This is a genomic window from Streptomyces sp. NPDC040405 (assembly GCF_055595765.1).
This window is the reverse complement of record NZ_JBVIVI010000016.1, coordinates 1-24,629: the sequence shown is the minus strand read 5'-3', so window position 1 is coordinate 24,629 and position 24,629 is coordinate 1. Positions and strand designations below refer to the sequence as shown.

Genomic DNA, 24,629 nt, shown 5'->3' with positions numbered 1-24,629 from the left:
GTGGTTCCCGTGGGGAGGGGAAAACCGGCCAACGGTGTCCAGCCCTGCGCGCACGGTGACCGACCGTCGGTGTGCGCTGTCACGGGGTTTAAGTCCGATAATCATCCGACAACTGGTGATCATCGAATGTGGAGAGTTCCCGTAAGCCTCGGACAAGCCTTCGGGATGACCAAGCCTCAGTAGTAGGCTCACGCCGCTCGTTGTCGCAGAACATCAGTCACCGCCCCGGCCCTCGGGGACGACGTTGGGGAGGCCATGCGCTTTCGCGGGAAGTCCATCCGCAGGAAGATCGTGGCGCTGTTGCTGGTGCCGCTTGTCTCGCTGACGGCGATCTGGGCCTTCGCGACAGTGATCACCGGTCGGGAGGCACTGCAACTCCTCGATGCCTCCGCCATCATCGACAAGGCGGGCCAGCCCGCCGAGGACGCCGTGCATGCCGTCCAGCGGGAGCGCAGGCAGACCCTGATCCTGCTCGCGGACCCGCGCCAGTCCGACGCGCTGCCGCTGCTCCACACCCAGCAGCGCAAAACGGACGAGGCCATCCGGCAGTTGCGCGACGCCGAGTCGGACAGCACCGTGCACGACCGGATGAACAGCGAGTCCGAGGGCCTGCTCGACGACGTCCTCAAGGCATCCGAAGGTCTCGACGGTCTGCGCCGGAAGGTCGAGGACAACGGTACCTCGCGGACCGCTGCCTTTGAGTATTACAACAAACTCGTCGACCTCTGTTACGCCTTCCGCAGTTCGCTGCACGCCGTACCCGACACCGACCTGGACAAGCAGGGCCGCGCGCTGGTCGCCATGATCCGCGCCCGGGAGGCCCTGTCCCGGGAGGACGCCCTGTACGTCTCCGCGCTGACGGCCCGGAAGCTGACGCTGAACGACCTCAAGTCGATGTCCGACCTCATCGCCGAGCGCACCCTGCTCTACAACACCAACCTGCCGATCCTGCCCGCCTCCGAGCAGAAGGTCTTCGCCGACTACCGGCGCACCAACGCCGCCCCCGCGGCGCTGCGCATCGCCGAGGGCAAGGTCCTGGCCACCATGGAGCCGCGCCAGGCGATCGCCGCGCTGGACCGGGAGCACTGGGAGAACGCGGCCGGGCCCGTCCTCGACGACTACGACCGGCTGGGCGACGAGGCCACCGACCGCCTCCAGAAGCGCATCGACCCGGTGGCCAACAGCGTCCTGTACAAGGCGGGCGCCGCCGCGATCCTCGGCCTTCTCGCGTTCGTCGTCTCGGTCTTCGTCTCCGTCCGGATCGGTCGCGGCCTGGTCCGCGACCTGTCCCGGCTGCGCAGCGACGCCCAGGAGGCGTCCAGCGTCCGGCTGCCCAGCGTGATGCGCCGCCTCGGCGCGGGCGAGCAGGTCGACGTCGAGCGGGAGGCGCCCCGTCTGCGGCACGGCCCCGACGAGATGGGCCAGGTGGGCCAGGCCCTCAACACCCTCCAGCGGGCCGCCGTCGAGGCCGCCGTCAAACAGGCCGAACTGCGCCAGGGCGTCTCCGACGTCTTCGTCAACCTCGCCCGCCGCAGCCAGGTGCTGCTGCACCGCCAGCTGACCCTGCTGGACGCGATGGAGCGGCGTACCGAGGACACCGACGAACTCGCCGACCTCTTCCGGCTGGACCACATGACCACCCGCATGCGGCGGCATGCCGAGGGCCTGGTCATCCTCTCCGGCGCGGCCCCCTCCCGGCAGTGGCGCAAACCCATCCAGCTGATGGACGTCGTGCGCGGCGCCGTCGCCGAGGTCGAGGACTACGAGCGGATCGAGATCCGCAGGCTGCCCAGGATCGCGGTGAGCGGCCCCGCCGTCGGCGACCTCACCCACCTCATCGCCGAACTCCTGGAGAACGCCACCGTCTTCTCCCCGCCGCACACCGCCGTCCAGGTGCACGGGGAGCGAGTCGCCAAGGGCTTCACGCTGGAGATCCACGACCGGGGGCTCGGCATGACGTCCGACGCCCTCACGGAGGCCAACCTCCGGCTCGCCGAGACCCCCGAGTTCGAGCTGTCCGACACCGACCGGCTCGGCCTGTTCGTGGTCAGCCGGCTCGCCCAGCGGCAGGGCGTACGGGTCTCGCTCCAGCCCTCCGCGTACGGCGGCACCACCGCCGTCGTGCTGATCCCGGCCGCCCTGCTCACCGAATCCGGCCCCGGCGCGGACGGCGCGGGCGGGGACGGCCCGGGCGAGGACGCCGGCACCGGCCGTCACGAGCGGCGCGAGCGCGGCGCCGCCCTGCCGAAGCAGCGCAGGCCCGGCGGCCCGTCCCCGTCCGTGGTGAGCGCGCCCGCCGCCGAACAGCACCAGCAGGTGCCCGACAGCCGGTCCGGCGCCCGCGACGGCGGCCCCGCACCACTGCCCCGCCGCGTGCCGCCGGTCCTGGTCTCCGACCACGGCCACCCGGTCGACGGCGGCGCGGCCGGACGGCACACCCGGCCCTCCTGGGCCGAGCGCCGGGAGCAGCGCCCGGACGAGGGAGCGCACCAGGCCCTGAACCACGAGAACGACGGCGAGGACCGGCGCCAGGACCAGGCGCCGGCCCCGGCGCCGCCGGGCGGCGCCGCCTCCGGGCTCCCCAAGCGGGTACGGCAGGCGAACCTCGCCCCGCAGTTGAAGAACGACCCCGAACCACCGGGGGAGACGGAACCGTACGCAGCCGACACCGATCCCGAACGCGACGCCGAACAGGCGAGGGCCACCATGGCCTCGCTGCAACGGGGATGGCAGCGCGGTCGGCGGCAGACGGCCACCGGTCCCGGCGGGTCGGACACGGCACCAGGAACGAGAGATGAGGGGGACGGGCGATGACCGCATCGAACGCCGCAGCACGCAACGGATCGGCACCGTCGGGCGAGTTGAACTGGCTGCTCGACGAACTCGTCGGCCGGGTCGGCAGCATCCGCAAGGCGCTGGTGCTCTCCGGCGACGGACTGCCCAAGGGCGGTTCACGCGATCTGTCCCGGGAGGACGGCGAGCATCTGGCGGCCGTGGCCTCGGGATTCCACAGCCTTGCCAAGGGGGTCGGCCGCCACTTCGACGTCGGCCGTGTCCGGCAGACCGTCGTCGAACTCGACGACGCCTTCCTGTTCGTCACCTCCGCGGGCGACGGCAGCTGCCTCGCCGTGCTCGCCGATGCCGACTCGGACGTCGGACAGGTAGCCTATGAGATGACGCTGCTGGTCAAGCGGGTGGGCGCGCATCTGGGCTCCGTTCCGCGATCCGGTGGGTGACGGAGGCGGGGGGAGATGACCGGAGACGGTGCGACCGACGACCGCTGGTTCGACGACGCGGCCGGACCGGTGGTCCGGCCCTATGCCATGACGCGGGGCCGCACGCGCAGCGCCGCCGAGGACAAGCTCGACCTGATCGCCGTCGTCGTCGCCGACCGTATGAGACCGGGGACCGTTGCCGACCAGACGTTGTCACCTGAGCACATCGACATCGTCGAACTCAGCCGCGACACCCCACAGTCCGTCGCCGAGCTGGCGGCCGAGCTGGACCTTCCGGTCGGCGTGGTCCGCGTACTCATCGGTGACCTGCTCCACGCGGCACTCGTCCGAGTGTCCCGGCCCGTACCTCCGGCGGAACTGCCGGACGAGAGGATTCTGCGCGAGGTGATCAATGGTCTACGGGCACTCTGACCCGGGCCGCCCCCACATCATCGAACCCGTGACGCTCAAGATTTTGGTGGCGGGCGGGTTCGGTGCGGGAAAGACGACGCTGGTGGGCGCAGTCAGCGAGATCAAGCCGCTGCGCACGGAGGAACTCCTCACCGAGGCGGGCCGACCGGTCGACAACATCGCGGGGGTGGAGGGCAAGAAGACCACCACCGTCGCGATGGACTTCGGGCGCATCACGCTCCGCGAGGACCTGGTGCTGTATCTCTTCGGCACCCCGGGACAGGACCGTTTCTGGTTCCTGTGGGACGAGCTGGCGACCGGCGCGCTGGGCGCGGTGGTGCTGGCCGACACCCGTCGGCTGGAGGACTGCTTCGCCGCCGTTGACTACTTCGAGCGGCGTGACATCGCCTTCACGGTGGCCGTCAACTGCTTCGAGGGCGCCGACAGCTACCCGGAACAGTCGGTGCGCGAGGCGCTGGACCTCGACCCCGGCACCCCGGTGGTGATGTGCGACGCGCGCGAGCGCGAGTCCGTCAAGCATGTGCTGATATCGGTGGTGGAGCACGCCCTGCTCGCCACCGCCGCCACCGGCTGACCCGGCAGGCCGGCGGGGGCGGCCGTCAGCGGACCGCGATCACCGACGAACCATGGCCGAACAGGCCCTGGTTCGCGGTGATCCCCACCCGCGCCCCCGCCACCTGGCGGGCGCCTGCCCGCCCCCGCAACTGCTGGGCCAGCTCGCACACCTGGGCGATGGCCTGCGCCGGAACCGCCTCCCCGAAGGAGGCGAGACCACCGCTCGGGTTGACCGGGATCCGGCCGCCGAGCGCCGTCGCGCCCTCCCGGAGCAGCTTCGCGCCCTCCCCGGCGCCGCACAGCCCCAGGTCCTCGTACCACTCCAGCTCCAGTGCCGTGGACAGGTCGTACACCTCGGCGAGCGACAGGTCCTCCGGCCCGATCCCCGCCTCCTCGTACGCCGCCCGCGCGATCGACGGACGGAACGGATCCGGCACCGGACCCGGCCCGGCGGCGGAGTCGGTGGCGATGTCCGGCAGATCGAGCGCGGTCCGCGGATGACGGGGTGATACGGACGAGACGGCCCGGATCCGGACCGGCTCCGCCACCCCGTGCCGCCGCGCGAAGTCCACGCTGCTCAGCACGAGCGCCGCGGCCCCGTCCGAGGTCGCGCAGATGTCCAGCAGCCGCAGCGGATCGGCCACCACCGGCGACGCGGCCACCTCCTCGGCGGTCACGGGGGAGCGGTAGCGGGCGTGAGGGTTGGCCGCCCCCGCGGCCGCGTTCTTCACCTTGACCGCCGCGAAGTCCTCGGGCGTGTCCCCGTACACCGCCATCCGGCGGCGCGCCCACAGCGCGAAGTACGCCGGGTTGGTGGCACCCAGCACCCGGAAGCGCAGCCAGTCCGGGTCGTCGGGCCGGTCGCCGCCGGACGGCGCGAAGAACCCCTTGGGCGCCGCGTCCGCGCCCACCACGAGCACGGTCTCCGCCATTCCGGACAGGATCTGGGCGCGGGCGGTGTCGATGGCCCGCGCGCCGGACGCGCAGGCGGCGTACACGCTGGTGACGCGCGCCCCCTGCCAGCCCAGTGCCCGGGCGAAGGTCGCCCCCGCCACCTGGCCCGGATAGCCGCAGCGCACGGTGTTCGCACCGACCACCGATTCGATGTCCGGCCAGTCGAGCCCGGCGTCCGCGAGCGCCGCCCGCGCCGCCTTCGTCCCGTACTCCACGAAGCTCCGGCCCCATTTGCCCCACGGGTGCATCCCGGCGCCGACCACCGCCACTTCGCCGGTCATGACCCGCCCTCCTCGGGGACGGGCCGCCAGTGCCAGGTCGTCCAGCTCTGCCCGCCCTCCCCGGCCAGAACCCCCGGCACCACCTCGACCGCCATCCCGACGGCCAGATCCGCCACCGTCACCCCGGGCGCGCCCTGTCCGAGCACCACCATCCGCTCGGCGGCCAGCTCCACGGCGATCAGCGTGTACGGCTCCCAGTCGCGCGCGGGATCGGACGGGTACGGGGCGGGCGGGCGGTAGCGGCCGTCGGTGTACGACCACACCCGGCCGCGCCGCGACAGCGGCACCTCGTCCAGCTCCTCACCGGCGCACCCGGGCGCCCGGCAGAAGGCGTCCTCGCGCGGGAAGTGCACCGTGCCACAGCCCCGGCAGCGGGTGCCCAGCAGCCGGAACTCCCCGTCGCCGGAGGTGAACCATCCGGCGACCACGGGCGTACGCGCAGATGCCACGGTCTCTCCCCGATGGACAAGCCGATAACTGACGGAACGTCAGAAGTGTTGCACAGGGGCCGCCCGACGGGTAACCCACGTGCGAGACCGATGCCAGTGACCGGCGAGGGGAGCCAGGTGTGGCGGAGACGGAAGAGGCGGTCCGCTGCACGGCGGTCACCAAGGAGTTCGGCACCAAGGAGTTCGGCGGCGGCATTGTCCGGGCGCTGGACGCCGTCGATCTCGCCCTCCGGGCGGGTGAGTTCTTCTCGCTCCTCGGCCCCTCCGGCTCCGGCAAGACCACCCTGCTGCGCCTGATCGCCGGGTTCGAACGGCCCACCGGCGGCCGTATCGAACTCGCCGGGCGCGATGTCACCGCGCTGCCCCCGCACCGCCGCGACGTGCACACCGTCTTCCAGGACTACGCGCTCTTCCCGCACATGACCGTCGAGCAGAACGTGGCGTACGCGCTCACCGTACGAGGCGTCCGCAAGCCGGAGCGCGCCGCCCGCGCCCGCGAGGCCCTCGCCACCGTCCGCCTCGACGGCTTCGCGTCCCGCCGTCCCGACGCGCTCTCCGGCGGCCAGCGCCAGCGCGTCGCCCTCGCCCGGGCCCTCGTCGACCGGCCCGCCGTGCTGCTCCTCGACGAACCGCTCGGCGCCCTCGACCTGACGCTCCGCCGGGAGATGCAGACCGAGCTGAAGGAACTCCAGCGCACCACCGGCATCACCTTCCTCCTGGTCACCCACGACCAGGAGGAGGCGCTGACCATGAGCGACCGCGTGGCCGTCGTCGCCGACGGCCGGATCGAACAGACCGGGCCGCCCGTGGAGGTGTACGAACGCCCCGCCACCGCCTTCGTCGCGGGCTTCGTCGGCACCACCAACCTGCTGCGCGGCGAGGCCGCGGTCCGGGTCATCGGCCGCCCCGGCGCGTACAGCATCCGGCCCGAGCGCATCCGGCTCGCCGACCCCGCCGACGCAGCCCTCGACGGCGAGCGCACGGTCACGGGGCGCGTGGCCGACATCGTGCACGCTGGGGCGCACACCCGCTTCACCGTCGCGCTTCCGCACGGCGACCGGCTCACCGTGCACCGGCAGAGTTTCTCCGAACTCCCGCCCGCCGCCCGCCCCGAGGCCGAGATCAGGCTGGTCTGGGACGAGAAGGACGCCTTCCCGGTGCCCGGTTGACCCCCGGTCGACCCCCGGTCGACCCGTCCGTCGCCGGAGGCACCCTGGCGCCGTCCCCTGAGCCGCGCGGATACTGACGGGGCCTCGAGCGCCAAATGGGACGAGGAGGACCGGATGCGGAAACGGACGACATCCGCGTGGAGGTCCGCGGCGGCCGTGTGCGCGCTGCTGCTGACCGCCGCTGGCTGCGGATCCGACGACGACGGCAAGGCCGCCCACGCCCCCGACAAGCTCGGCAAGGGCGAGGGCAAGGTCAACATCATCGCCTGGGCGGGCTACGCCGAGGACGGCTCGAACGACCCCGACGCCGACTGGGTGCACCCCTTCGAGAAGAAGACCGGCTGCCAGGTCAACACCAAGACCGCGGGCACCTCCGACGAGATGGTGTCCCTCATGAAGACCGGCCAGTACGACACGGTCTCCGCCTCCGGCGACGCCACCCTGCGCCTCATCGCCTCCGGCGACGCCGCCCCCGTCAACACCAAGCTGGTGCCGAACTACAAGGACATCTTCCCGGCCCTCAAACAGCAGCCGTTCAACTCCAAGGACGGCCGGATGTACGGCATCCCGCACGGCCGCGGTGCCAACCTCCTCATGTACCGCACCGACAAGGTCAAGCCCGCCCCCGACTCCTGGCGCGCCGTCTTCGACGACGCCGCCACGCACAACGGCCATGTCACGGCGTACGACTCGCCCATCTACATCGCCGACGCCGCGCTCTACCTCATGCACGCCAAGCCGTCGCTCGGCATCAAGAACCCGTACGCGCTCGACAAGAAGCAGCTCGACGCCGCCGTCACCCTGCTCAAGAAGCAGCACCGGGCGGTCGGCGAGTACTGGAGCGACTACCAGAAGGAGATCACCGCCTTCAAGGGCGGCGACAGCGTCATCGGCACCACCTGGCAGGTCATCGCGAACCTCACCCGGGCCGAGAAGGCGCCCGTCAAGGCCGTGCTCCCCAAGGAGGGCGCCACCGGCTGGTCCGACACCTGGATGGTCTCCGCGAAGGCCGAACACCCCAACTGCGCCTACAAGTGGCTCGACTGGATCGTCTCGCCGAAGGTCAACGCCCAGGTCGCCGAGTACTTCGGCGAGGCCCCCGCCAACCGCGAGGCGTGCGTCGAGACCGCCGACCCGAACCACTGCGCCATCTTCCACGCCGACGACGAGAAGTACTTCCAGCGCGTCCACTTCTGGACCACGCCCCTGAAACAGTGCCTCGACGGCCGCGAGAACACCACCTGCACTGACTACGCCCAATGGACCCGCGCCTGGACCGAGGTCAAGGGCTAGGGGGTGTCCGCAAAGTCCCGTCGGGCCCGCGACGCCTGGCACGCACGCTCGCTGCGTTGTCGGGCGCGTCCGAGCAGGCCCACTACGAGGACGACCCTCCGCCTTGCGATCGCACGCACCAGACGCCGCGGGCTGATCCAACGCGACTTTGCGGACACCCCCTGGGGGACGCGCTGATGCGCCACAACGGACCCGGGGGAGCGCGGCTGCGCCTGGCCGCGCTCCTCGGACCGCCCCTGCTGTGGCTGACCCTGGCCTACCTCGGCTCGCTCGCCGTCCTCCTCCTCTCCGCCTTCTGGACCACCGACTCCTTCACCTCCGACGTCGTCCGCACTTGGAACACCGACAACCTCCACGAGCTGCTGACCACCCCCGTCTACCGCACCATCGCGCTGCGCACCCTGACCATTGCCGCCGCCGTCACCGTCCTCGACGCCCTCCTCGCCCTGCCCATGGCCTTCTGCATGGCGCGCGTCGCGGGCCCGCGGTGGCGGCGGCCGCTGCTGGTGGCCGTGCTCACCCCGCTGTGGGCGAGCTACCTGGTCAAGGCGTACGCCTGGCGGGTGATGCTCGGCGAGGACGGGGTGGTCAACTCCGTGCTCGCCCCGCTCGGGCTGCGCGGGCCCGGCTACGGCACCACCGCCGTCGTCCTGGTGCTCGCCTACCTCTGGCTCCCGTACATGATCCTCCCGGTGTACGCGGCCCTGGACCGGCTCCCCGAACGCACCCTGGAAGCCTCCGCCGACCTCGGCGCGGGCACCTGGCGCACCCTGCGCTCGGTCGTCCTGCCCGCCGTGCGCCCCGCCCTGCTCGCCGGATCCGTCTTCACCTTCTCGCTCAGCCTCGGCGACTACATCGCCGTGCAGATCGTCGGCGGCAAGACCCAGCTCCTCGGCAACGCCATCGCCTCCCAGGTCACCCTCGACCTGCCGATGGCCGCCGCGCTCTCCGCCGTCCCCGTCGTCCTCATCGTCTGCTACCTGGCCGCCGTACGCCGCGCAGGCGCCCTCGACTCGCTCTAGCTCGCTCCAGGAGGCGCCGGAATGAGGCTGTCGCGCACCGCCCGGATCGTCCTCGGCTGCGTCACCGCCGCCGGACTCGCCCTCGTCTACGCACCCCTGCTGCTCGTCCTGCTCAACTCCTTCAACGCCGACCGCTCCTTCGGCTGGCCGCCCAGCGGCCTCACGGGGGAGTGGTGGCGCGCCGCCCTGCACAACCCCGGCGCCCGCGACGCCCTGCTCACCTCGCTCAAGGCCGGGCTCGCCGCCACCGGGATCGCCCTGGCCCTGGGCACCATGGCCGCGTACGCCGTCCACCGGCACCGCTTCTTCGGCCGACGGACCGTGTCCTTCCTGCTGGTGCTGCCGATCGCGCTGCCCGGCATCGTCAGCGGCATCGCCCTCAACGCCGCGTTCCGTACCGTCCTGGGCCCGCTCGGCATCGGCTTCGGCCTGTTCACGGTGGTCGTCGGGCACGCCACCTTCTGCGTCGTGGTCGTCTTCAACAACGTGGCGGCCCGGCTGCGCCGTACCGCCCCCTCGATGGCCGAGGCGTCCGCGGACCTCGGGGCGCGCCCCTGGCAGACGTTCCGCCACGTCACCTTCCCGGCCCTGCGCTCGGCGCTCTTCGCGGGCGCGCTGCTCGCCTTCGCGCTCTCCTTCGACGAGATCGTGGTGACGACCTTCACCGCCGGTCCCGGCACCCGCACCCTGCCCATCTGGATCTACGAGAACCTGGCCCGGCCGCACCAGGCCCCCGTCGTCAACGTCGTCGCCGCGGCTCTCGTCGCCCTGTCCGTGGTGCCCGTGGCCATCGCGCAGCGGCTGTCCTCGGACACCGCGGGCGGGCGGCTGTGAGACCCGCGGTCCCGGTCAGTGCCTGGTCAGCGACCCGCGCGAGACCGGGAAGTCGAAGTAGGTGTCCGGGAACGGCTCCGGCTGGAAGGTGTAGTGCCACCACTCCTCGGCCAGATTCACGAAGCCCTGGGCCTCCATCGCGCCCTTGAGCAGCAGCCGGTTCGCCCGCTGCGTGCCCTTGATCCGCGGGTCGAGGGTGTGCGAGAGCGTGTCGAAGCAGTCGTAACCGGTGCCCATGTCCACCGAGTTGTCGGGGAACCGCTCCTTCTTCGGCGCGTAGCACGGCACCAGCTTCTCGCCGGGGAGGTACGGACGGGTCGGCAGCGCGGGCAGCCTGACGATCGTCAGGTCCATCGTGCTGCCCCGGCTGTGCCCCGACTTCTCGGCGATATAACCGTCCTCGAACAGCCGGGACTTGTCGACGTCCGGATAGAACTCCCGCTTCATACGCTCGTCGCCGAGGTCCTTCGCCCAGTCGACGAAGGTGTCCACCGCGCGCTGCGGCCGGTAGCAGTCGTACACCTTCAGGGTGTAGCCCCGGCGCAGCAGCTGGCGCTGCGCCCGGTGCAGCGCCCTGGCCGCCGGGCGGGTCAGCAGACACAGCGGCCTGCGATAGCCGTCGACGGGGCCGCCGGTGAAGTTGTGCGGGGTGAAGTACCGGATCTCCTGGCGGATCGTCGGATCCACGTCGCTCAGCGCCACGAACTCCTTGGGCGCCTTGGGTTCGGCCTTCGCCTGCGCCGGAGTGGGCGAGGCGAGGGCCATCAGGGCGGCGACGGGCAGGGCGAGCGCGCGCAGCGCGGCGGTGAGTCTTGGCATGAACACCCAACTACCCCGTCGCGCCGGACCGCGAACCACCCCGCACCCGCACCGGATACCCCGCCTCGACCCCGCCCTCCCGCTCGACCCGCACCTCGTCCCCGCGCAGCCGGGAGACGAACCGCACCAGCTCCGCCGTGTCCCAGCCGTCGCCCGCGTCCACCGTCAGCGACCCGCCGCCCTTGCGCCCCTCGCACGGCGGCCACACCTCCAGCTCCACGCCGCCGTCCGGCGACGCGACGGGTATCACCGCGCCCGCCCGGGCCAGCACCGGGATCCGGGACAGCGGGGCGTCGACCACCACCTGCCCGGGGCCCTCGTAGGCGCGGCCGGTCGCCGTGTCGTACCAGCGGCCGCGCGGCAGCCGCACCGCCCGCCGCACCGCGCCCTCCTCCAGCACCGGCGCCACCAGCAGCGCGTCGCCCAGCAGGAAGGCGTCCTCGCAGTCGCGCAAGGCGCGGTCCTTGGGCTGCCGCCACCACACGGGCCGCACATAGGGCGCGCCGGTACGCTCCGCCAGCCGCGCCAGCGTCATGAAGTACGGCAGCAGCCGCTGCCGCTCGCGCAGGACCTCCGCCGCGTGCGTCAGCACCCCGGCCCCGAACTCCCACGGCTCCCGCCGCCCGGCCGTGATCGCCGAATGCGTACGGAACAGCGGCAGATACGCGCCCAGCTGGAACCAGCGCAGATACAGCTCCGGCGACGGGGAGCCGGTGAAGCCGCCGATGTCCGGGCCGGAGTACGGAACCCCCGAGAGGCCGAGCCCGAGCACCAGCGCCAGCGAGGCGCGCAGCCCCGGCCAGCCCGTCGTCACATCCCCGGACCAGCTGCCCCCGTACCGCTGGAGCCCCGCCCAGCCGGAGCGGGAGAACAGGAACGGCCGCTCGTCGGGGCGCAGCTCGCCCAGCCCCTCGTACCCGGCCCGGGCCATGGCCAGCCCGTACACGTTGTGCGCCTCCCGGTGGTCGCCGCCCCGGCCCTCCAGCGCGTGCCGGGCCGAGCGCGGCAGCGTGGGCTCGCCGAAGGGGGCGAACGACACCGGCTCGCATCTGTCGTGCCACACCCCGGAGAAGCCCTGCTCCAGCCGCTCCGCGTACAGCCCGCCCCACCACTTGCGCACCCGCGGATCGGTGAAGTCCGGGAACGCCGACTCGCCCGCCCACACCACCCCGCGCACCTCCCGGCCGCGGGCGTCGGTCACGAACCCCTCCGCCGCCACCCCGCTGTCGTACACCGCGTTGCCCGGCTCCGCCTTCACCGCGGGGTCCACGATCGACACCAGCCGCACCCCGTCCCCGCGCAGCTCGGCGGCGAGCCCGGGCAGATCGGGGAAGCGCGCCGCGTCCACCGTGAAGGTCCGGTGCCCGGCCAGGTGGTCGATGTCCAGATGCAGCGCGGACAGCGGCAGGTTCCGCTCCCGGTAGCCCGCCACCACCCGCCGCACCTCGTTCGCGTCGCCGAACCCCCGGCGCGCGTGGTGGTGGCCCAGCGCCCAGCCCGGCGGCACCGCGGGGGAGCCGGTCAGCGCCGCCCAGCCGTGCAGCACCCGGGCCGGGGTGCCGACGAACACCCAGTAGCGCAGCGGCCCGCCCTCCATGCGCATCCGGACGCCGCCCGGCCGGTCGTGCCCCGAGCCCGCGCCCTCCTCGCCCTCCCGCAGAGTGACCGTGCCGTCCCACGAGTTGTCGTGGAACACCAGATGGGTGCCCGCGTCGGCCACCACCAGCTGCACCGGCATGGTCAGATACAGCGGATCGTCGCCCGGCCCGAAGCCGCCGCCGGGGTCGGTGTTCCACAGCCGGTACGAGCCGTCCCGCAAGCGCGGCCCGCCCGCCCGTCCGCCGAGCCCGAAGAACCGCGCGTCCGCCGCCACCTCCGACCGCTGGTGCCAGCGCGCGCCCGCGACCCCCGCGGACCCGTCCTCGCCGCCGCGGTCGATCACCGCCTCGGCCGGTTCCCACCAGCGCGGCGGCAGATCCCGCCGCAGCACCACCCCGCCCGGGGTGCGCACCTCCACCGAGCCCATGCGCGACACCGCGACCGTGACCCGCTCCGACACCACCCGCCAGCCGCCGTCCGTGTCCGGCTCCAGCTGGGCCCGGTCGTCCGCCTCCGGGCAGGCGCCGTCCAGCGCGTACGACGGCTCCGGCCCGGCCCCGTCCCAGCCGCAGAACACCGCCCCGCCCGCCGCCACCCGCACCCGCAGCGAGGACCGCGCGAACCGCACCACGCCACCGCCCGGCTGCGGATCCGCGCCCTCCACCACACCCGGCACCCGAGCCAGCTCCGCGCCCCGCCGCGGCAGCCCGGTCGCGTCGAGACGGCGGCGCCGCCACGCCGAACGCAGGGAGCGCAGCCCCCGCGCCGTACCGACCACCTTCACCGACCGCACCAGGTCACGCGCATTCATACTGATCACTGTGCCATTGACGAGGCACGACGCGACCATAGTTCAACTGCCGTTCACCCGTGGTCGTCCCACATGCCACCCACCGCGGATGTGTCGTGGCGCCTCTGGTGCCGAAGTCGATCACATGGCATCGTCCTGCACGGACCCAGACGCAGCGGACCGAAGCGGACTTCCCGGGAGCCGACACAGATGAACACCGCAGCCCACCCCGACCACCTGCCCGGCCCCCTGTGGCAGCCCGGCGCGGACCGGATCGCCCGCGCCCAGCTGACCCGCTTCCACGCCTGGGCGGCCGAGCGGCACGGCGCGCCCGCCGCCCTCCCCGGGGACCCGGCCGCGAGCTACGCCGCGCTGCACCGCTGGTCGGTGGAGGAGCTGGAGACCTTCTGGCAGGCGATCGCCGAGTGGTTCGAGGTGCGCTTCGGCACCCCGTACGACACCGTGCTTGCCGACCCCGCGATGCCCGGCGCCCGCTGGTTCCCCGGCGCCACCCTCAACTACGCCGAGCACGCGCTGCGCGCCGGTGAGGACCCCGCCCGCGCCGACGAGCCCGCGCTGCTGCACGTCGACGAGACCCATGAGCCGAGCCCCGTCACCTGGGCCGAGCTGCGCGCCCGGGTCGGCGCGGTCGCCGCCGAGCTGCGCCGGCTCGGCATCCGCCCCGGCGACCGGGTCAGCGGCTACCTCCCCAACATCCCGCAGGCCGCCATCGCCTTCCTCGCCACCGCCGCCGTCGGCGGGGTGTGGACCTCCTGCGCCCCCGACTTCGGCGCGCGCGGCGTCCTGGACCGCTTCCAGCAGGTCGAGCCGGTGGTCCTGTTCACCGTCGACGGCTATGTGTACGGCGGCAAGACCCACGACCGCACCGAGACCGTCGCCGAGCTGCGCCGCGAACTGCCCACCGTGCGCGCCGTCGTCCACATCCCGCTGCTGGGCACCCCCGCCCCCGAGGGGGCGCTCGACTGGGACGGCATCGTCCGCGAGGAGACGGCCCCGGTCTTCGAGCAGGTGCCCTTCGACCACCCCCTGTGGGTGCTCTACTCCTCCGGCACCACCGGGCTGCCCAAGGCGATCGTGCAGTCCCAGGGCGGCATCCTGCTGGAACACCTCAAGCAGCTGGGCCTGCACTGCGACCTCGGCCCCGGGGACCGCTTCTTCTGGTACACCTCCACCGGCTGGATGATGTGGAACTTCCTGGTGTCCGGGCTGCTGTCCGGCGCCACCGTGGTGCTGTACGACGGCAGCCCCGGCCACCCGGACACCGCCGCCCAGTGGCGCGTCGCCGAGCGCACCGGCACCACGCTGTACGGCACCTCCGCCGCGTACGTCATGGCCTGCCGCAAGGCCGGTGTCCACCCGGGGCGCGACTTCGACCTGTCCCGGGTGAAGTGCGTCGCCACCACCGGTTCGCCGCTGCCGCCGGACGGCTTCCGCTGGATCCACGACGAGGTGGCCGAGGACATGTGGATCGCCTCCGTCAGCGGCGGCACCGATGTGTGCAGCTGCTTCGCGGGCGCCGTGCCGACCCTCCCCGTCCACATCGGCGAGCTGCAGGCTCCCGGCCTCGGCACCGACCTCCAGGCGTGGGACCCGCAGGGCAGGCCGGTGACCGACGAGGTCGGCGAGCTGATCGTCGCCCGCCCCATGCCGTCCATGCCGGTCCGCTTCTGGAACGACCCCGACGGCAGCCGCTACCGCGACAGCTACTTCGACATGTTCCCCGGCGTCTGGCGCCACGGCGACTGGATCACCCTCACCTCGCGCGGCACCGTCGTCATCCACGGCCGCTCCGACTCCACGCTCAACCGGCAGGGCGTACGGATGGGTTCCGCCGACATCTACGAGGCGGTCGAACGCCTCCCCGAGATCCGCGAATCCCTCGTCATCGGCGTCGAGCAGCCCGACGGCGGCTACTGGATGCCGCTCTTCGTCCACCTCGCGCCGGGCGCCACCCTCGACGACGACCTGCTCGCCCGCATCAAGAGCACCATCCGCGCGGAGCTCTCCCCGCGCCACGTCCCCGACGAGGTCATCGAGGTCCCGGGCGTCCCGCACACCCTCACCGGCAAGCGCATCGAAGTCCCGGTCAAGCGCCTCCTCCAGGGCACGTCCCTGGACAAGGCGGTCAACCCGGGGTCGGTGGACGACATCGATCTGCTGCGGTACTACGAGCGCCTGGCCCGGACGAAGGGCGTCTCGCCCGACTAGTCGTGCGCCGTGTCCAACTGGTCGGCCAGGCAGGCCAGATAGAGGGAGAGGGCGCCACGGTCGCGCAGTGAGCGGCCGCTGATCTGCTCGATCTTGTTGATGCGGTAGACGAGAGTGTTGCGGTGGATGTGCAGCGCCGCCGACGCCCGCACCAGGTTGAAGCCGTTCTCGCACCACGCCACCACCGTCTCCCGCAGTACCGGCCAGTCCGCCTGCGCGCGCAGGTCCACGGTGGTCAGGGCGATGAGCCGGGTCCGGGTGTGCTGCCCGACGGCGGCCAGCAGCTGATGGCCGCGCAGATCGCCGATGCGGTGGACGGGGGCGTCGGCGGCGACGCGGGCGCCGAGCCGTAGCGCGTCGCACGCGTCCTGGTACGAGTCGTGCAGCCCGCCCACGGAGGAGGCCGGTTCGCCGATCCCGGCGCGCAGTACCAGGCCGTACCGCGCGTCGGCGGCCTCCGTCAGCCGCTCGCAGACGGCCGCCACCGCGGGGTCGAGGGCTTCGCCGCGCACCCGGTGCAGCACCCCGATCCACCCGGGGGCGGCGCTCGCGACGATGTCCTGCGGATCGGGGAACGCCTCGCGGACCGTGCGCAGCAGCTCCGGGCGGACCAGCGCGGTGTCCCGGGTCCGGTGCGCACGGGCGTATCCGGTCCCGTGGCCGCGTCCGCCACCCTTGCGCTCCGCGTCCGGCACCGTCACCTCCATCGCGATGGCGACCCGTGCGAGGCGGAGGTCGAAGCCCAGCTCCGCGGCGCGGAAGACGATGAAGTCGGGCTCGACCACCTGCGCGTCGTACGAGGCGACGTCGACGATCAGATCCTCCAGCACCCGCTCCCTCAGCACCCGCGAGCGCAGCAGCACGGACTCCCGCATCAGGATCTCCGTCTGCCGCTTCACCAGCAGCCCGAAGCGGCCCACCTGGGCGGGCGTGCCGGTGATCCCGACCGTGCCGACCGCGTGTCCGTCCCGGACCAGCGGAAGCGTGACACCGGGGCGCACGCCCCGCAGCGACTGGGCCTGCGCGGTGGTGTGGGTGGCGGGCTCCTGGGTGCGCAACACCTCGACGGACGCCTCGTGGAAGGTGCCGATGCGGCTGCGGTCGCCGCTGCCGATGACAGTGCCCTCACTGTCGGTGATGAGGACGTTGAATCCGATGACCGCCGAGGTGTCCCCGGCGATCTCCTGGGCGAGTGACGGGCTGAGCATGCGTGGACCCCCGTCGAGAGGTGCGCGGGAAGCGGCGCGGGAGGCGGCGCGAAGTGGGACGCACCATACAGCGAGGCGAACGTTTCTGGCCATATATTCGTACGAAGCAACCAGTGACCGAAGCTCGGTGCACTCGTAGCGTATGGGGCAATTCACACCGCCGCCGCGGCGGAAGACGCGGTGAACGGCGGGCCCTGCCCAGCCCTGACACGGAAGGCCGAACGGCGATGACCCGTGTACGCATCCTCCTCACAGCCCTGTCCGTCATGCCGCTCCTCGCCCTGACCGCCTGCGGATCGGACAGTGACGCCGCGGCCCCCAAGAAGGTCTCCGCCAAGACGGCGGCGCTCGGGACGATCGACCCCGGTGTCCTGAAAGTGGCGGTCCAGCCCTACGCGCCCTACACCACCGTCAAGGACGGAAAGATCGTCGGCCTCGACGGCGACATCCTCGGTTACGCCGCCAAGAAGCTCGGCCTCACCGTCCAGCCCGAGACGACGGACTTCGCGGGCATGCTCGCCGGAGTCCAGTCCCGGCGGATGGACATCACGATCGGCGGCGTCGCCTGGACCAAGGACCGCCAGAAGCAGGGGCTGTTCACGGATCCGCCCTACTACTCGCCCCCGGCGATGGCGGTCGGCTCGGGCAAGACGTACAAGACCGTCGACGACCTGAAGGGGCTGCGCCTCGGCACCGTCGAGGGCTATGTCTGGGTCAAGTCCATCAAGGCGGTCCCCGGCGCGACCCTGCGCGCCTACCCCGACGCCAACGGCGTCTTCGACGACCTCGCCGCGGGCCGCATCGACGTCGGCTTCCTCGACCCGCTCATCATCATCGCCGCCGAAAAGGAGCGGTCCGAGCAGATCAAGACCGAATACCTGACGCCGCCGACCGCCGCCCAGGTCAAAGCCAAGCCCGCCTACGAGTACTTCCGCCCGTACCAGACCGGCTTCTACCTCCCCAAGAAGGCCACCAAGCTGGAGAAGGCCATCTCCGCCCAGATCGACGCCATGTACAAGAACGGCGAGCTGACGAAGCTGATCAAGAAGTGGGGCGGCGACCCGGCGCAGTTCCTGAAGCCCGCCTCCGACGTCGCCCCCGCACGGCGCGGAGTCGACCGGCCCGCCGACTGGAACGCCCCCTCCATCGACTCCGCCGGGCAGTGAGGAGACCACCGCCGTGACGACCGCCGCCGGCCTGTTCCAGGTCCCCTGGTCCGACTACCGCTCCGATCTGCTGGACGCCCTGCTGAAGACCCTGTCGTACACCGCCGTGAGCTTCGCGGGCGCGGCCCTCCTCGGCCTGATCGTGGCGCTGCTGCGGCTCAGCCGCGCATGGCCGCTGCGCGCGCTCGCCGCCGTGTACACGGAGCTGTTCAAGAACATCCCCCTGCTCGCCATCATCTTCCTGACTTACTTCGGCCTGGGGTCCGTCGACATCCGGCTCGACGTCTTCACCGCCGGAGCCTTGAGCCTCATCGTCTTCTACTCCGCCTATCTGTCCGAGATCTTCCGCGCGGCGATCAGCGGGATCCACGACGGCCAGACGGAGGCGGGCGAGGCGCTCGGGCTGGGCCGGCTGAGCGTCTTCGGGCACGTGATCTTCCCCCAGGCGCTACGCCTGGCGCTGCCCGGCACCAACACCATGCTGGTCGACCTGCTCAAGGGCACCTCCCTGCTGGTCACGATCTCCGCCGCCGAGCTGATGTCCGAGGCACGGCTCATCACCTCCTCCACCTTCCGGGCGCTGGAGGTCTACCTCGTCATCTCGGCCGTGTACTTCGCCCTCTGCTATCCCCTGTCCCAGCTGCTGCTCGCGCTGGAGCGCGCCATCCGGGCCGGAAAGCCGCTGACCCCGCGGCGGCGGCGCCGACTGCGGACCGCCCGCGCCCTGCTCGCCGAGGCGCCCGCCCTGGCCGACCCACCGAACCCGAAGGAGGCGACGGCATGACCGAGCCCGTCACCGCGGCCGCCACCGCCCCCCGGCGCACCGACGCCGTCGTACGGATCAACAGCCTCGGCAAGTCCTTCGACGGGCGCCGCGTCCTCGACGACGTCTCACTCGACGTACCCCGCGGACGGATCGTCAGCGTCATCGGGCAGAGCGGCGGCGGGAAGACGACGCTGCTGCGCTGCGTCAACCTGCTGGAGCGGCCGGACAGCGGCACCATCGAGGTGGCGGGCGAGGTGGTGCACAGCGACGGGCGGACGGTCTGCCGCGACCTCGCCCGGCTGCGCCGCACGGTCGGCATGGTCTTCCAGCGGTTCCACCTCTTCCCGCACCTGACCGCCGTCGAGAACGTCATGCTGGCGCAGGTCAAGGCGGGCGTCCCGGAACAGCAGGCCCTGGAGCGGGCCGTCGTGCTGCTGCGCCGGGTCGGCCTCGCCCACCGCGGCCTCGCCCACCCCGACCAGATGTCCGGCGGTGAGCAGCAGCGGGTCGCCATCGCGCGAGCGCTCGCGCTCAAGCCCGAGGTGCTGCTCTTCGACGAGCCCACCTCGTCCCTCGACCCGGAGGCCACGCGCGAAGTGCTGCGGGTCATGCGCGAACTGGCCGAGGAGGGGATGACGATGATGCTCGTCACCCACGAACTGCCCTTCGCCCGCGAGGTGTCCGACTGGGTCGCCTTCGTCGACGGCGGCCGGATCATCGAGGCGGGCCCGCCCGCCGAGGTGCTCGGACGGCCCCGACAGGCGCGCACCCGGGCGTTCCTGACCACCTACGAGTCCGCGGCCTAGGGGACACGTCATGGACACACTGCACGGCAGTGGCCCCGTGGTGGTCGTCGGCGGCGGGGTGGTCGGCCTGTGCACCGCGTACTACCTGGCCGAGCGCGGGCTGCCGGTCGAGATCGTGGAACGGCGCGGGGTGGGCTCCGGCGTCTCCCGCGGCAACGCGGGATGGGTCTGCCTCAGCCACTCCACCCCCGTCCCCGCCCCGGGCGTCCTGCGGTACGCGGCGCGCTCCCTCGGGCGGCCGGACTCCCCGCTCTATCTGCGCCCGCTGCCGGACCCCGCGTTCGTACGGTGGCTGTGGCGCTTCTGGCGCAGCAGCACTCCCGCGGCGTTCCGGCGCGGCTACGCGGCGATCGCCGAGCTGAACCGCCACACCTTCGCCCTGTTCGACGGGCTGCGCGAGGCGGGAGTCGAGACCACCCTGAGCCGTCCGGGCATGGTGCACGCGTTTCTGTCGCCGGGCGAGGCACGGCACCACCTCCAGCTCCAGCGGCAGATGGCGGACGGCCGCTACCCGCTCCCGGACGACGTCAGCACCGGCCCCGAGGCGATGGCCCTGGACCCCTCGCTGGCGCCGGGGGTCCAGGCCGCCTACCTCGTACCCGGCGAAGGCGTCCTGGACCCGGTGGCCTTCGCCGCGGCCCTCGAAGAACGGCTGGCGGCAACGGGGGTGAAGGTCCACGAGAACGTGGCGGCGACCGGCTTCCGGCGCGGACCGGCCGGGGACCGGGTCACCGCGGTGGTCACCGACACCGGCGAGATCCCGTGCTCGGCCGTCGTCATCGCGGCCGGAGTGCGCTCCGCTGACCTGCTGCGCGAGCTGGGACACCACCTGCCGCTCCAGGCGGGCAAGGGCTACAGCTTCTCCGTGGACCTCGACCCCGCGCCGACGCACACGCTGTACTTCGGCGAGCACCGGGCGGTGGCCTCCCCGATCGGCGGCACCACCCGCATCGCGGGCACGATGGAGCTGAGCGGCAACAACAACCGGCTCGACTGGCGCAGGATCGTCGCCGTCGCCCGGGCCAGCCGCCACTACCTCGGGCAGTGGTTCGACGATCCGGACGACCTGGTGGCGCTGATCCGCGACCCCTGGGTCGGCGGGCGGCCGTTCCTGCCCGACGGACTGCCGGTCATCGACCGCGTGCCCGGCCCCGGGAACGCCTTCACCGCCACCGGCCACGGCATGCTGGGCGTGACGCTCGGGCCGGTCACCGGCAGCGAACTCGCCTCGTACGTCGTCACCGGCCGCCGCCCCGCCGCCCTCACACCGTTCCGCCTCGACCGGCTCCGCGGCTGACGCCCCGACGACGCGTCCGACGGGCGTTGTCAGTGCCCCCGGTTACGGTGAGTGAGTATCGAACGTCTGCGCTGAGGGGGAGTCATGGCGCATACCGACAAGGGCGGCACGCACTGCGGGAAGCCCACCGCGATCCGGGCCTTACGCAGGGAAGTCCCCAGCGTGGTGGCGCTGCTGGCGGCCGAGGAGGACTTCGCCGCCATGCGGCGGTACGCATCGTTCGGCTTCGGCGACCACGCCTCGTACCTGCGGCGGATGGAGGCGCTGCTGCGGGCGCTCTCGTCACAGGGCGTGCACACCACCGTCGCCCTCTTCGACCCGGTCGCGTACCAGGAGTACTGCGCGCACACCCGGCTCGACCCGGACACCCCCACCAGCCGCAGCCGCTTCACGGCGGAGGTGGCGTCCACGGGCGCCACCGTCGTCTACGAGGGCCAGCCCCTCGACCAGCTGCTGCCGCGCCTGATCACCGCGGCCGAGGAGCACGCCACCTGGGAGTACGCCGCGGCGGTGCTCGCCCGGGCGGGCGGCTGCCGCGGTGGCGACGGCTGCGGGGACGGCACCGGCCGCGCGGCGTTCGACCGCGCCGCGGCCGCGCTGTTCGCGGTGCTCGACGCGGTGGGGCCGGGCCTGCACCACCTGGTGTGCAGCGTCCCGGTGGACGGCACCCCGCTGGCCGCCGTGGTCCACGCCACCGCGCGGGAAGGCCGGCCGCCGCGGCTCGCCGAGCCCGGGGCGCTCGTCTTCCGCACCGTGCTGGCCTGCGGCATCGCCACCAAAAGCCCCGGCGGCATCGTCCTGCGGACGAGCCTGCCCGGAGCACCGGACACGGTCCGCGGCTGGGCGCTGCGCGACGGCTGGCCGCGTCCGCTGAGCGAGGCCGAGGTCTTCACCGCGTACTGCACCGACGCGCGGACCGGAGAGCCCATCCCGCCGGAGCACGGCGTCGAGTACCGGGCGGGCCTCCCGCTGCCCCGGCCCGAGGAGGAGTGAGACGGCAGAAGGGGTGACCACGGCGAAGGGCCCGTCCCCCCGCGGTCACCGCGGCGGGACGGGCCCCTTCGGCCCTGCTTCAGCTCATCGGCTCACTCGCCGGACAGCACCGCCTGCGCGGCCCGGCGGGCATCCTCGGCGGTGTCCGCCGCGCGCGCCGCCGAAGCGGCCCGCTCGCACTGGGCGAGCGTGTGCTTGGCCAGCGTGGCGCGGACATACGGAATCGACGCGGCACCCATGGAGAGGCTGGTGACGCCCAGACCGGTCAGCACACACGCCAGCAGCGGGTCGGACGCGGCCTCGCCGCACACCCCGCAGCTCTTGCCCTCGGCCTGCGCGGCCTCGGCCGACGCCGCGACCAGGTCGAGCAGCGCGGGCTGCCACGGGTCCTGCAGCCGCGACACCGCACCCACCTGCCGGTCCGCGGCGAAGGTGTACTGGGCCAGGTCGTTGGTGCCCAGCGACAGGAACTCGACTTCCTGAAGGATCGAGCGGGCCCGCAGCGCGGCCGACGGAATCTCGACCATCGCGCCGAACTTGGCCTGCAGCCCGGCCTCCCGGCACGCATCCGCGAACGCCTTGGCGTCCAGCCGGTCGGCCACCATCGGAGCCATGACCTCGAGGTAGACCGGCAGCCCCTCCACGGCCTTGGCCAGCGCCGTCAATTGCGTCCGCAATACGTCGGGGTGGTCCAGCAGCGTGCGCAGCCCGCGTACGCCCAGCGCCGGGTTGGGCTCATCGGACGGGGTGAGGAAGTCCAGCGGCTTGTCCGCGCCCGCGTCCAGGACCCGTACCACCACCCGGCCCTCGGGGAACGCCTCCAGCACCTGCCGGTAGGCCTCGGCCTGCTTCTCCTCCGACGGCGCCTTCGTGCTGTCGTCGAGGAAGAGGAACTCCGTCCGGAACAGCCCCACGCCCTCGGCGCCCGCCTCGACGGCCGCCGGTACGTCCGCCGGACCGCCGACGTTCGCCAGCAGCGGCACCTTGTGCCCGTCGGAGGTCGCGCCCGGACCGGACGAGGCGGCCAGCGCCGCCCGCCGCTCCTCGGCGGCCCGGGTCAGCTCCGCGCGCTTGTCCTCGCTCGGCGACACGAAGATCTCGCCCGTGCTGCCGTCCACGGCGATCATGGTGCCCTCGATCAGCTCCCCGGCACCGGGCAGCGCGACCACGGCCGGGACGCCCAGGGCGCGCGCCAGAATCGCGCTGTGGCTCGTCGGCCCGCCCTCCTCGGTCACGAAGCCGAGCACCAGGGTCGGGTCGAGGAGCGCCGTGTCGGCCGGGGCGAGATCGCGGGCGATCAGCACATACGGCTCGTCGCTGTCGGGCACGCCCGGCATCGGCACACCCAGCAGCCGCGCCACGATCCGGTTCCGTACGTCATCGAGGTCGGCCACCCGCCCGGCCAGGTACTCACCGGCCCCGGCCAGCAGCGCCCGGTACGCGGCGAAGGCGTCGTACACCGCGCGCTCGGCGGTGCTGCCCACCGCGATACGCCGCTCCACGTCGGCGATCAGCTCCGGGTCCTGCGCCATCATGGCCTGTGCCTCGAGTACGGCCTGGGCCTCGCCGCCCGCGAGATTGCCGCGCGCGATCAGGTCCGCCGACACGGCCTCCACCGCCTGGCGCGCCCGCCCCTGCTCACGCGGCGCCTCGTCGGCCGGAATCTGCTTCGCGGGCGGCTCCAGCACCGCCGTGCCCATGTGGCGCACCTCGCCGATGGCCACCCCGTGGCTCACGCCGACGCCTCGCAGCGTTGTCTCCATGTCACCTGTCCCCGGTTGATTCGGCGGAACTCCGCCGTGGTGGATGTCGTACTCGCCGTCGACGTCGCCCGGACCGGTTCCGGACGACGTCGGGGTCACGTCCAGTTGAAGAGTGCGTCGCCCGGCTTCATCTCGCCGTCCTCCCGGACCGTGGAGAGGGAGTCGGCGGTGGCCTCCAGGGCCACGATCGGACAGATCGGCGACTTTCCGGCGGCCACGGCCACCGCGGGGTCCCAGCGCACGATCGCGTCGCCGCGCTTGACGGTGTCCCCCTTATTGATGAGTACCTCGAAGCCGTCACCGTTCAGCTGCACGGTGTCGATCCCCAGGTGGGTGAGCACCCCGTGCCCTTCCTCGTCCACGACCACGAACGCGTGCGGGTGCAACGAGACGACGATGCCGTCGACCGGGGCCACTGCCACACAGGTCTCGAGCACCGGGTCGATCGCCGTACCCGGACCGACCATCGCGCCCGAGAACACAGGATCGGGAACCGCTGTCAGTCCGATCGCGCGCCCGGCGAGCGGAGACGTCACGGTGGTCATGGGAAGCCTCCCGGGTGAAGATCCATCTCGCGCCGTCACCGCCTGTCCCGGATCAGCGCACTGCCCAGAAGCGTAAGTCATAGGAACTTGGGATTCCGCACAAGCGGCGCAGGCTGGAGACCCCCCACGGGGCCCCGAATCGATTTGCCATGGCCACATGGGGCGCTGTACTGTCGTACTCCTGCCCATCCGGATGAAGCATCGCAGTCAGCTGCGGCCTCGTCCAGGTGAGGGCGGCACCTTCAGTCACTTGATCCAAATCTCGGACTCGCTTTTGCATGCCATGTGAAAGATGCGGATTCGGAAAGCGGAAAAGGGTCTGATAGCGTGTGAAACACCGAAGGGAAGCGCCCGGAGAGACCGGTGATACGGTTTCAAAGGAAGCGTCCGTTCCTTGAGAACTCAACAGCGTGCTAAAAGTCAACGCCAGATATGTTGATACCC

21 protein-coding genes are annotated in these 24,629 nt (G+C 72.4%); 14 read left to right on the top strand and 7 right to left on the bottom strand.

Annotated features, from left to right (window positions below; genetic code table 11):
* The first annotated feature begins 255 nt into the window (after positions 1-255).
* Genes ACZ59A_RS39425 through ACZ59A_RS39410 form a run of 4 tightly spaced genes read left to right on the top strand, consistent with a single transcriptional unit; the run spans position 256 to position 4,221 of the window.
* Complete coding sequence (locus ACZ59A_RS39425) at positions 256-2,814, top strand: sensor histidine kinase (RefSeq protein WP_470969204.1); 2,559 nt, start codon at positions 256-258, stop codon at positions 2,812-2,814.
* On the top strand, positions 2,811-3,236 hold the full coding sequence (locus ACZ59A_RS39420; protein ID WP_470969202.1) for a roadblock/LC7 domain-containing protein: 426 nt from the start codon (positions 2,811-2,813) through the stop codon (positions 3,234-3,236). The genes ACZ59A_RS39425 and ACZ59A_RS39420 overlap by 4 nt, the downstream gene beginning before the upstream one ends.
* A gap of 15 nt (positions 3,237-3,251) precedes the next feature.
* Complete coding sequence (locus ACZ59A_RS39415) at positions 3,252-3,647, top strand: DUF742 domain-containing protein (RefSeq protein ID WP_470969199.1); 396 nt, start codon at positions 3,252-3,254, stop codon at positions 3,645-3,647.
* On the top strand, positions 3,628-4,221 hold the full coding sequence (locus ACZ59A_RS39410; protein WP_470969197.1) for a GTP-binding protein: 594 nt from the start codon (positions 3,628-3,630) through the stop codon (positions 4,219-4,221). The genes ACZ59A_RS39415 and ACZ59A_RS39410 overlap by 20 nt, the downstream gene beginning before the upstream one ends.
* Before the next feature lie 25 nt (positions 4,222-4,246).
* Here ACZ59A_RS39410 and ACZ59A_RS39405 read toward each other — a convergent pair whose 3' ends face one another.
* Positions 4,247-5,437 carry a lipid-transfer protein gene (locus ACZ59A_RS39405; protein WP_470969194.1) on the bottom strand — a complete coding sequence of 397 codons (1,191 nt, stop codon included), beginning with the start codon at positions 5,435-5,437 and terminating at the stop codon, positions 4,247-4,249.
* The gene (locus ACZ59A_RS39400; protein WP_470969192.1) at positions 5,434-5,886 is read right to left on the bottom strand and encodes a Zn-ribbon domain-containing OB-fold protein; all 453 of its coding nucleotides are present in this window, start codon (positions 5,884-5,886) and stop codon (positions 5,434-5,436) included. The genes ACZ59A_RS39405 and ACZ59A_RS39400 overlap by 4 nt, the downstream gene beginning before the upstream one ends.
* Before the next feature lie 119 nt (positions 5,887-6,005).
* Between ACZ59A_RS39400 and ACZ59A_RS39395 the strand changes: the two genes are divergently transcribed.
* The 4 genes from ACZ59A_RS39395 (at position 6,006) to ACZ59A_RS39380 (ending at position 10,204) form a co-directional block, all read left to right on the top strand.
* Positions 6,006-7,055 carry an ABC transporter ATP-binding protein gene (locus tag ACZ59A_RS39395; protein WP_470969190.1) on the top strand — a complete coding sequence of 350 codons (1,050 nt, stop codon included), beginning with the start codon at positions 6,006-6,008 and terminating at the stop codon, positions 7,053-7,055.
* 114 nt (positions 7,056-7,169) lie between these two features.
* The gene (locus ACZ59A_RS39390; protein WP_470969187.1) at positions 7,170-8,348 is read left to right on the top strand and encodes an ABC transporter substrate-binding protein; all 1,179 of its coding nucleotides are present in this window, start codon (positions 7,170-7,172) and stop codon (positions 8,346-8,348) included.
* Between the two features lie 176 nt (positions 8,349-8,524).
* A complete protein-coding gene (locus ACZ59A_RS39385) occupies positions 8,525-9,370 on the top strand; it encodes an ABC transporter permease (protein ID WP_470969185.1) in 846 nt (281 codons plus the stop codon).
* A 21-nt stretch (positions 9,371-9,391) separates the two neighbouring features.
* Positions 9,392-10,204 carry an ABC transporter permease gene (locus tag ACZ59A_RS39380; RefSeq protein ID WP_470969183.1) on the top strand — a complete coding sequence of 271 codons (813 nt, stop codon included), beginning with the start codon at positions 9,392-9,394 and terminating at the stop codon, positions 10,202-10,204.
* A 15-nt stretch (positions 10,205-10,219) separates the two neighbouring features.
* Here the strand turns inward: ACZ59A_RS39380 and ACZ59A_RS39375 are convergent, their stop codons facing one another.
* Positions 10,220-11,023, bottom strand: a complete 804-nt coding sequence (locus tag ACZ59A_RS39375; RefSeq protein WP_470969180.1) for a M15 family metallopeptidase — start codon at positions 11,021-11,023, stop codon at positions 10,220-10,222.
* Positions 11,024-11,033: 10 nt separating this feature from the next.
* Entirely contained in the window at positions 11,034-13,433 is a 2,400-nt protein-coding gene (locus ACZ59A_RS39370) for a glycoside hydrolase family 31 protein (RefSeq protein ID WP_470969178.1), read from the bottom strand.
* A 189-nt stretch (positions 13,434-13,622) separates the two neighbouring features.
* On the opposite strand from ACZ59A_RS39370, the gene ACZ59A_RS39365 reads away from it, so the two are divergent.
* Positions 13,623-15,641: an acetoacetate--CoA ligase gene (locus tag ACZ59A_RS39365; protein ID WP_470969176.1), complete on the top strand. Its 2,019-nt coding sequence runs from the start codon at positions 13,623-13,625 to the stop codon at positions 15,639-15,641.
* Here the strand turns inward: ACZ59A_RS39365 and ACZ59A_RS39360 are convergent.
* Positions 15,638-16,849 (bottom strand): CdaR family transcriptional regulator, encoded by a 1,212-nt coding sequence (locus ACZ59A_RS39360; protein ID WP_470969174.1) that lies wholly within the window; start codon positions 16,847-16,849, stop codon positions 15,638-15,640. The genes ACZ59A_RS39365 and ACZ59A_RS39360 overlap by 4 nt on opposite strands.
* A gap of 227 nt (positions 16,850-17,076) precedes the next feature.
* Between ACZ59A_RS39360 and ACZ59A_RS39355 the strand changes: the two genes are divergently transcribed.
* From ACZ59A_RS39355 to ACZ59A_RS39335, 5 genes are all read left to right on the top strand, one after another.
* Entirely contained in the window at positions 17,077-18,015 is a 939-nt protein-coding gene (locus ACZ59A_RS39355; RefSeq protein WP_470969171.1) for a substrate-binding periplasmic protein, read from the top strand.
* Positions 18,016-18,028: 13 nt separating this feature from the next.
* Positions 18,029-18,799 (top strand): amino acid ABC transporter permease, encoded by a 771-nt coding sequence (locus tag ACZ59A_RS39350; protein WP_470969169.1) that lies wholly within the window; start codon positions 18,029-18,031, stop codon positions 18,797-18,799.
* On the top strand, positions 18,796-19,587 hold the full coding sequence (locus tag ACZ59A_RS39345; RefSeq protein ID WP_468055942.1) for an amino acid ABC transporter ATP-binding protein: 792 nt from the start codon (positions 18,796-18,798) through the stop codon (positions 19,585-19,587). The genes ACZ59A_RS39350 and ACZ59A_RS39345 overlap by 4 nt, the downstream gene beginning before the upstream one ends.
* Before the next feature lie 10 nt (positions 19,588-19,597).
* Positions 19,598-20,884: an NAD(P)/FAD-dependent oxidoreductase gene (locus ACZ59A_RS39340; RefSeq protein ID WP_470969166.1), complete on the top strand. Its 1,287-nt coding sequence runs from the start codon at positions 19,598-19,600 to the stop codon at positions 20,882-20,884.
* An 84-nt stretch (positions 20,885-20,968) separates the two neighbouring features.
* Positions 20,969-21,877 (top strand): hypothetical protein, encoded by a 909-nt coding sequence (locus ACZ59A_RS39335; protein ID WP_470969164.1) that lies wholly within the window; start codon positions 20,969-20,971, stop codon positions 21,875-21,877.
* A gap of 92 nt (positions 21,878-21,969) precedes the next feature.
* On the opposite strand, the gene ptsP is transcribed toward ACZ59A_RS39335, so the two are convergent.
* Together ptsP and ACZ59A_RS39325 are read right to left on the bottom strand one after the other, a co-directional pair.
* Entirely contained in the window at positions 21,970-23,640 is a 1,671-nt protein-coding gene (gene ptsP / locus ACZ59A_RS39330) for a phosphoenolpyruvate--protein phosphotransferase (protein WP_468055938.1), read from the bottom strand.
* Positions 23,641-23,735: 95 nt separating this feature from the next.
* Complete coding sequence (locus tag ACZ59A_RS39325) at positions 23,736-24,185, bottom strand: PTS sugar transporter subunit IIA (RefSeq protein ID WP_470969161.1); 450 nt, start codon at positions 24,183-24,185, stop codon at positions 23,736-23,738.
* Between the last annotated feature and the right edge of the window lie 444 nt (positions 24,186-24,629).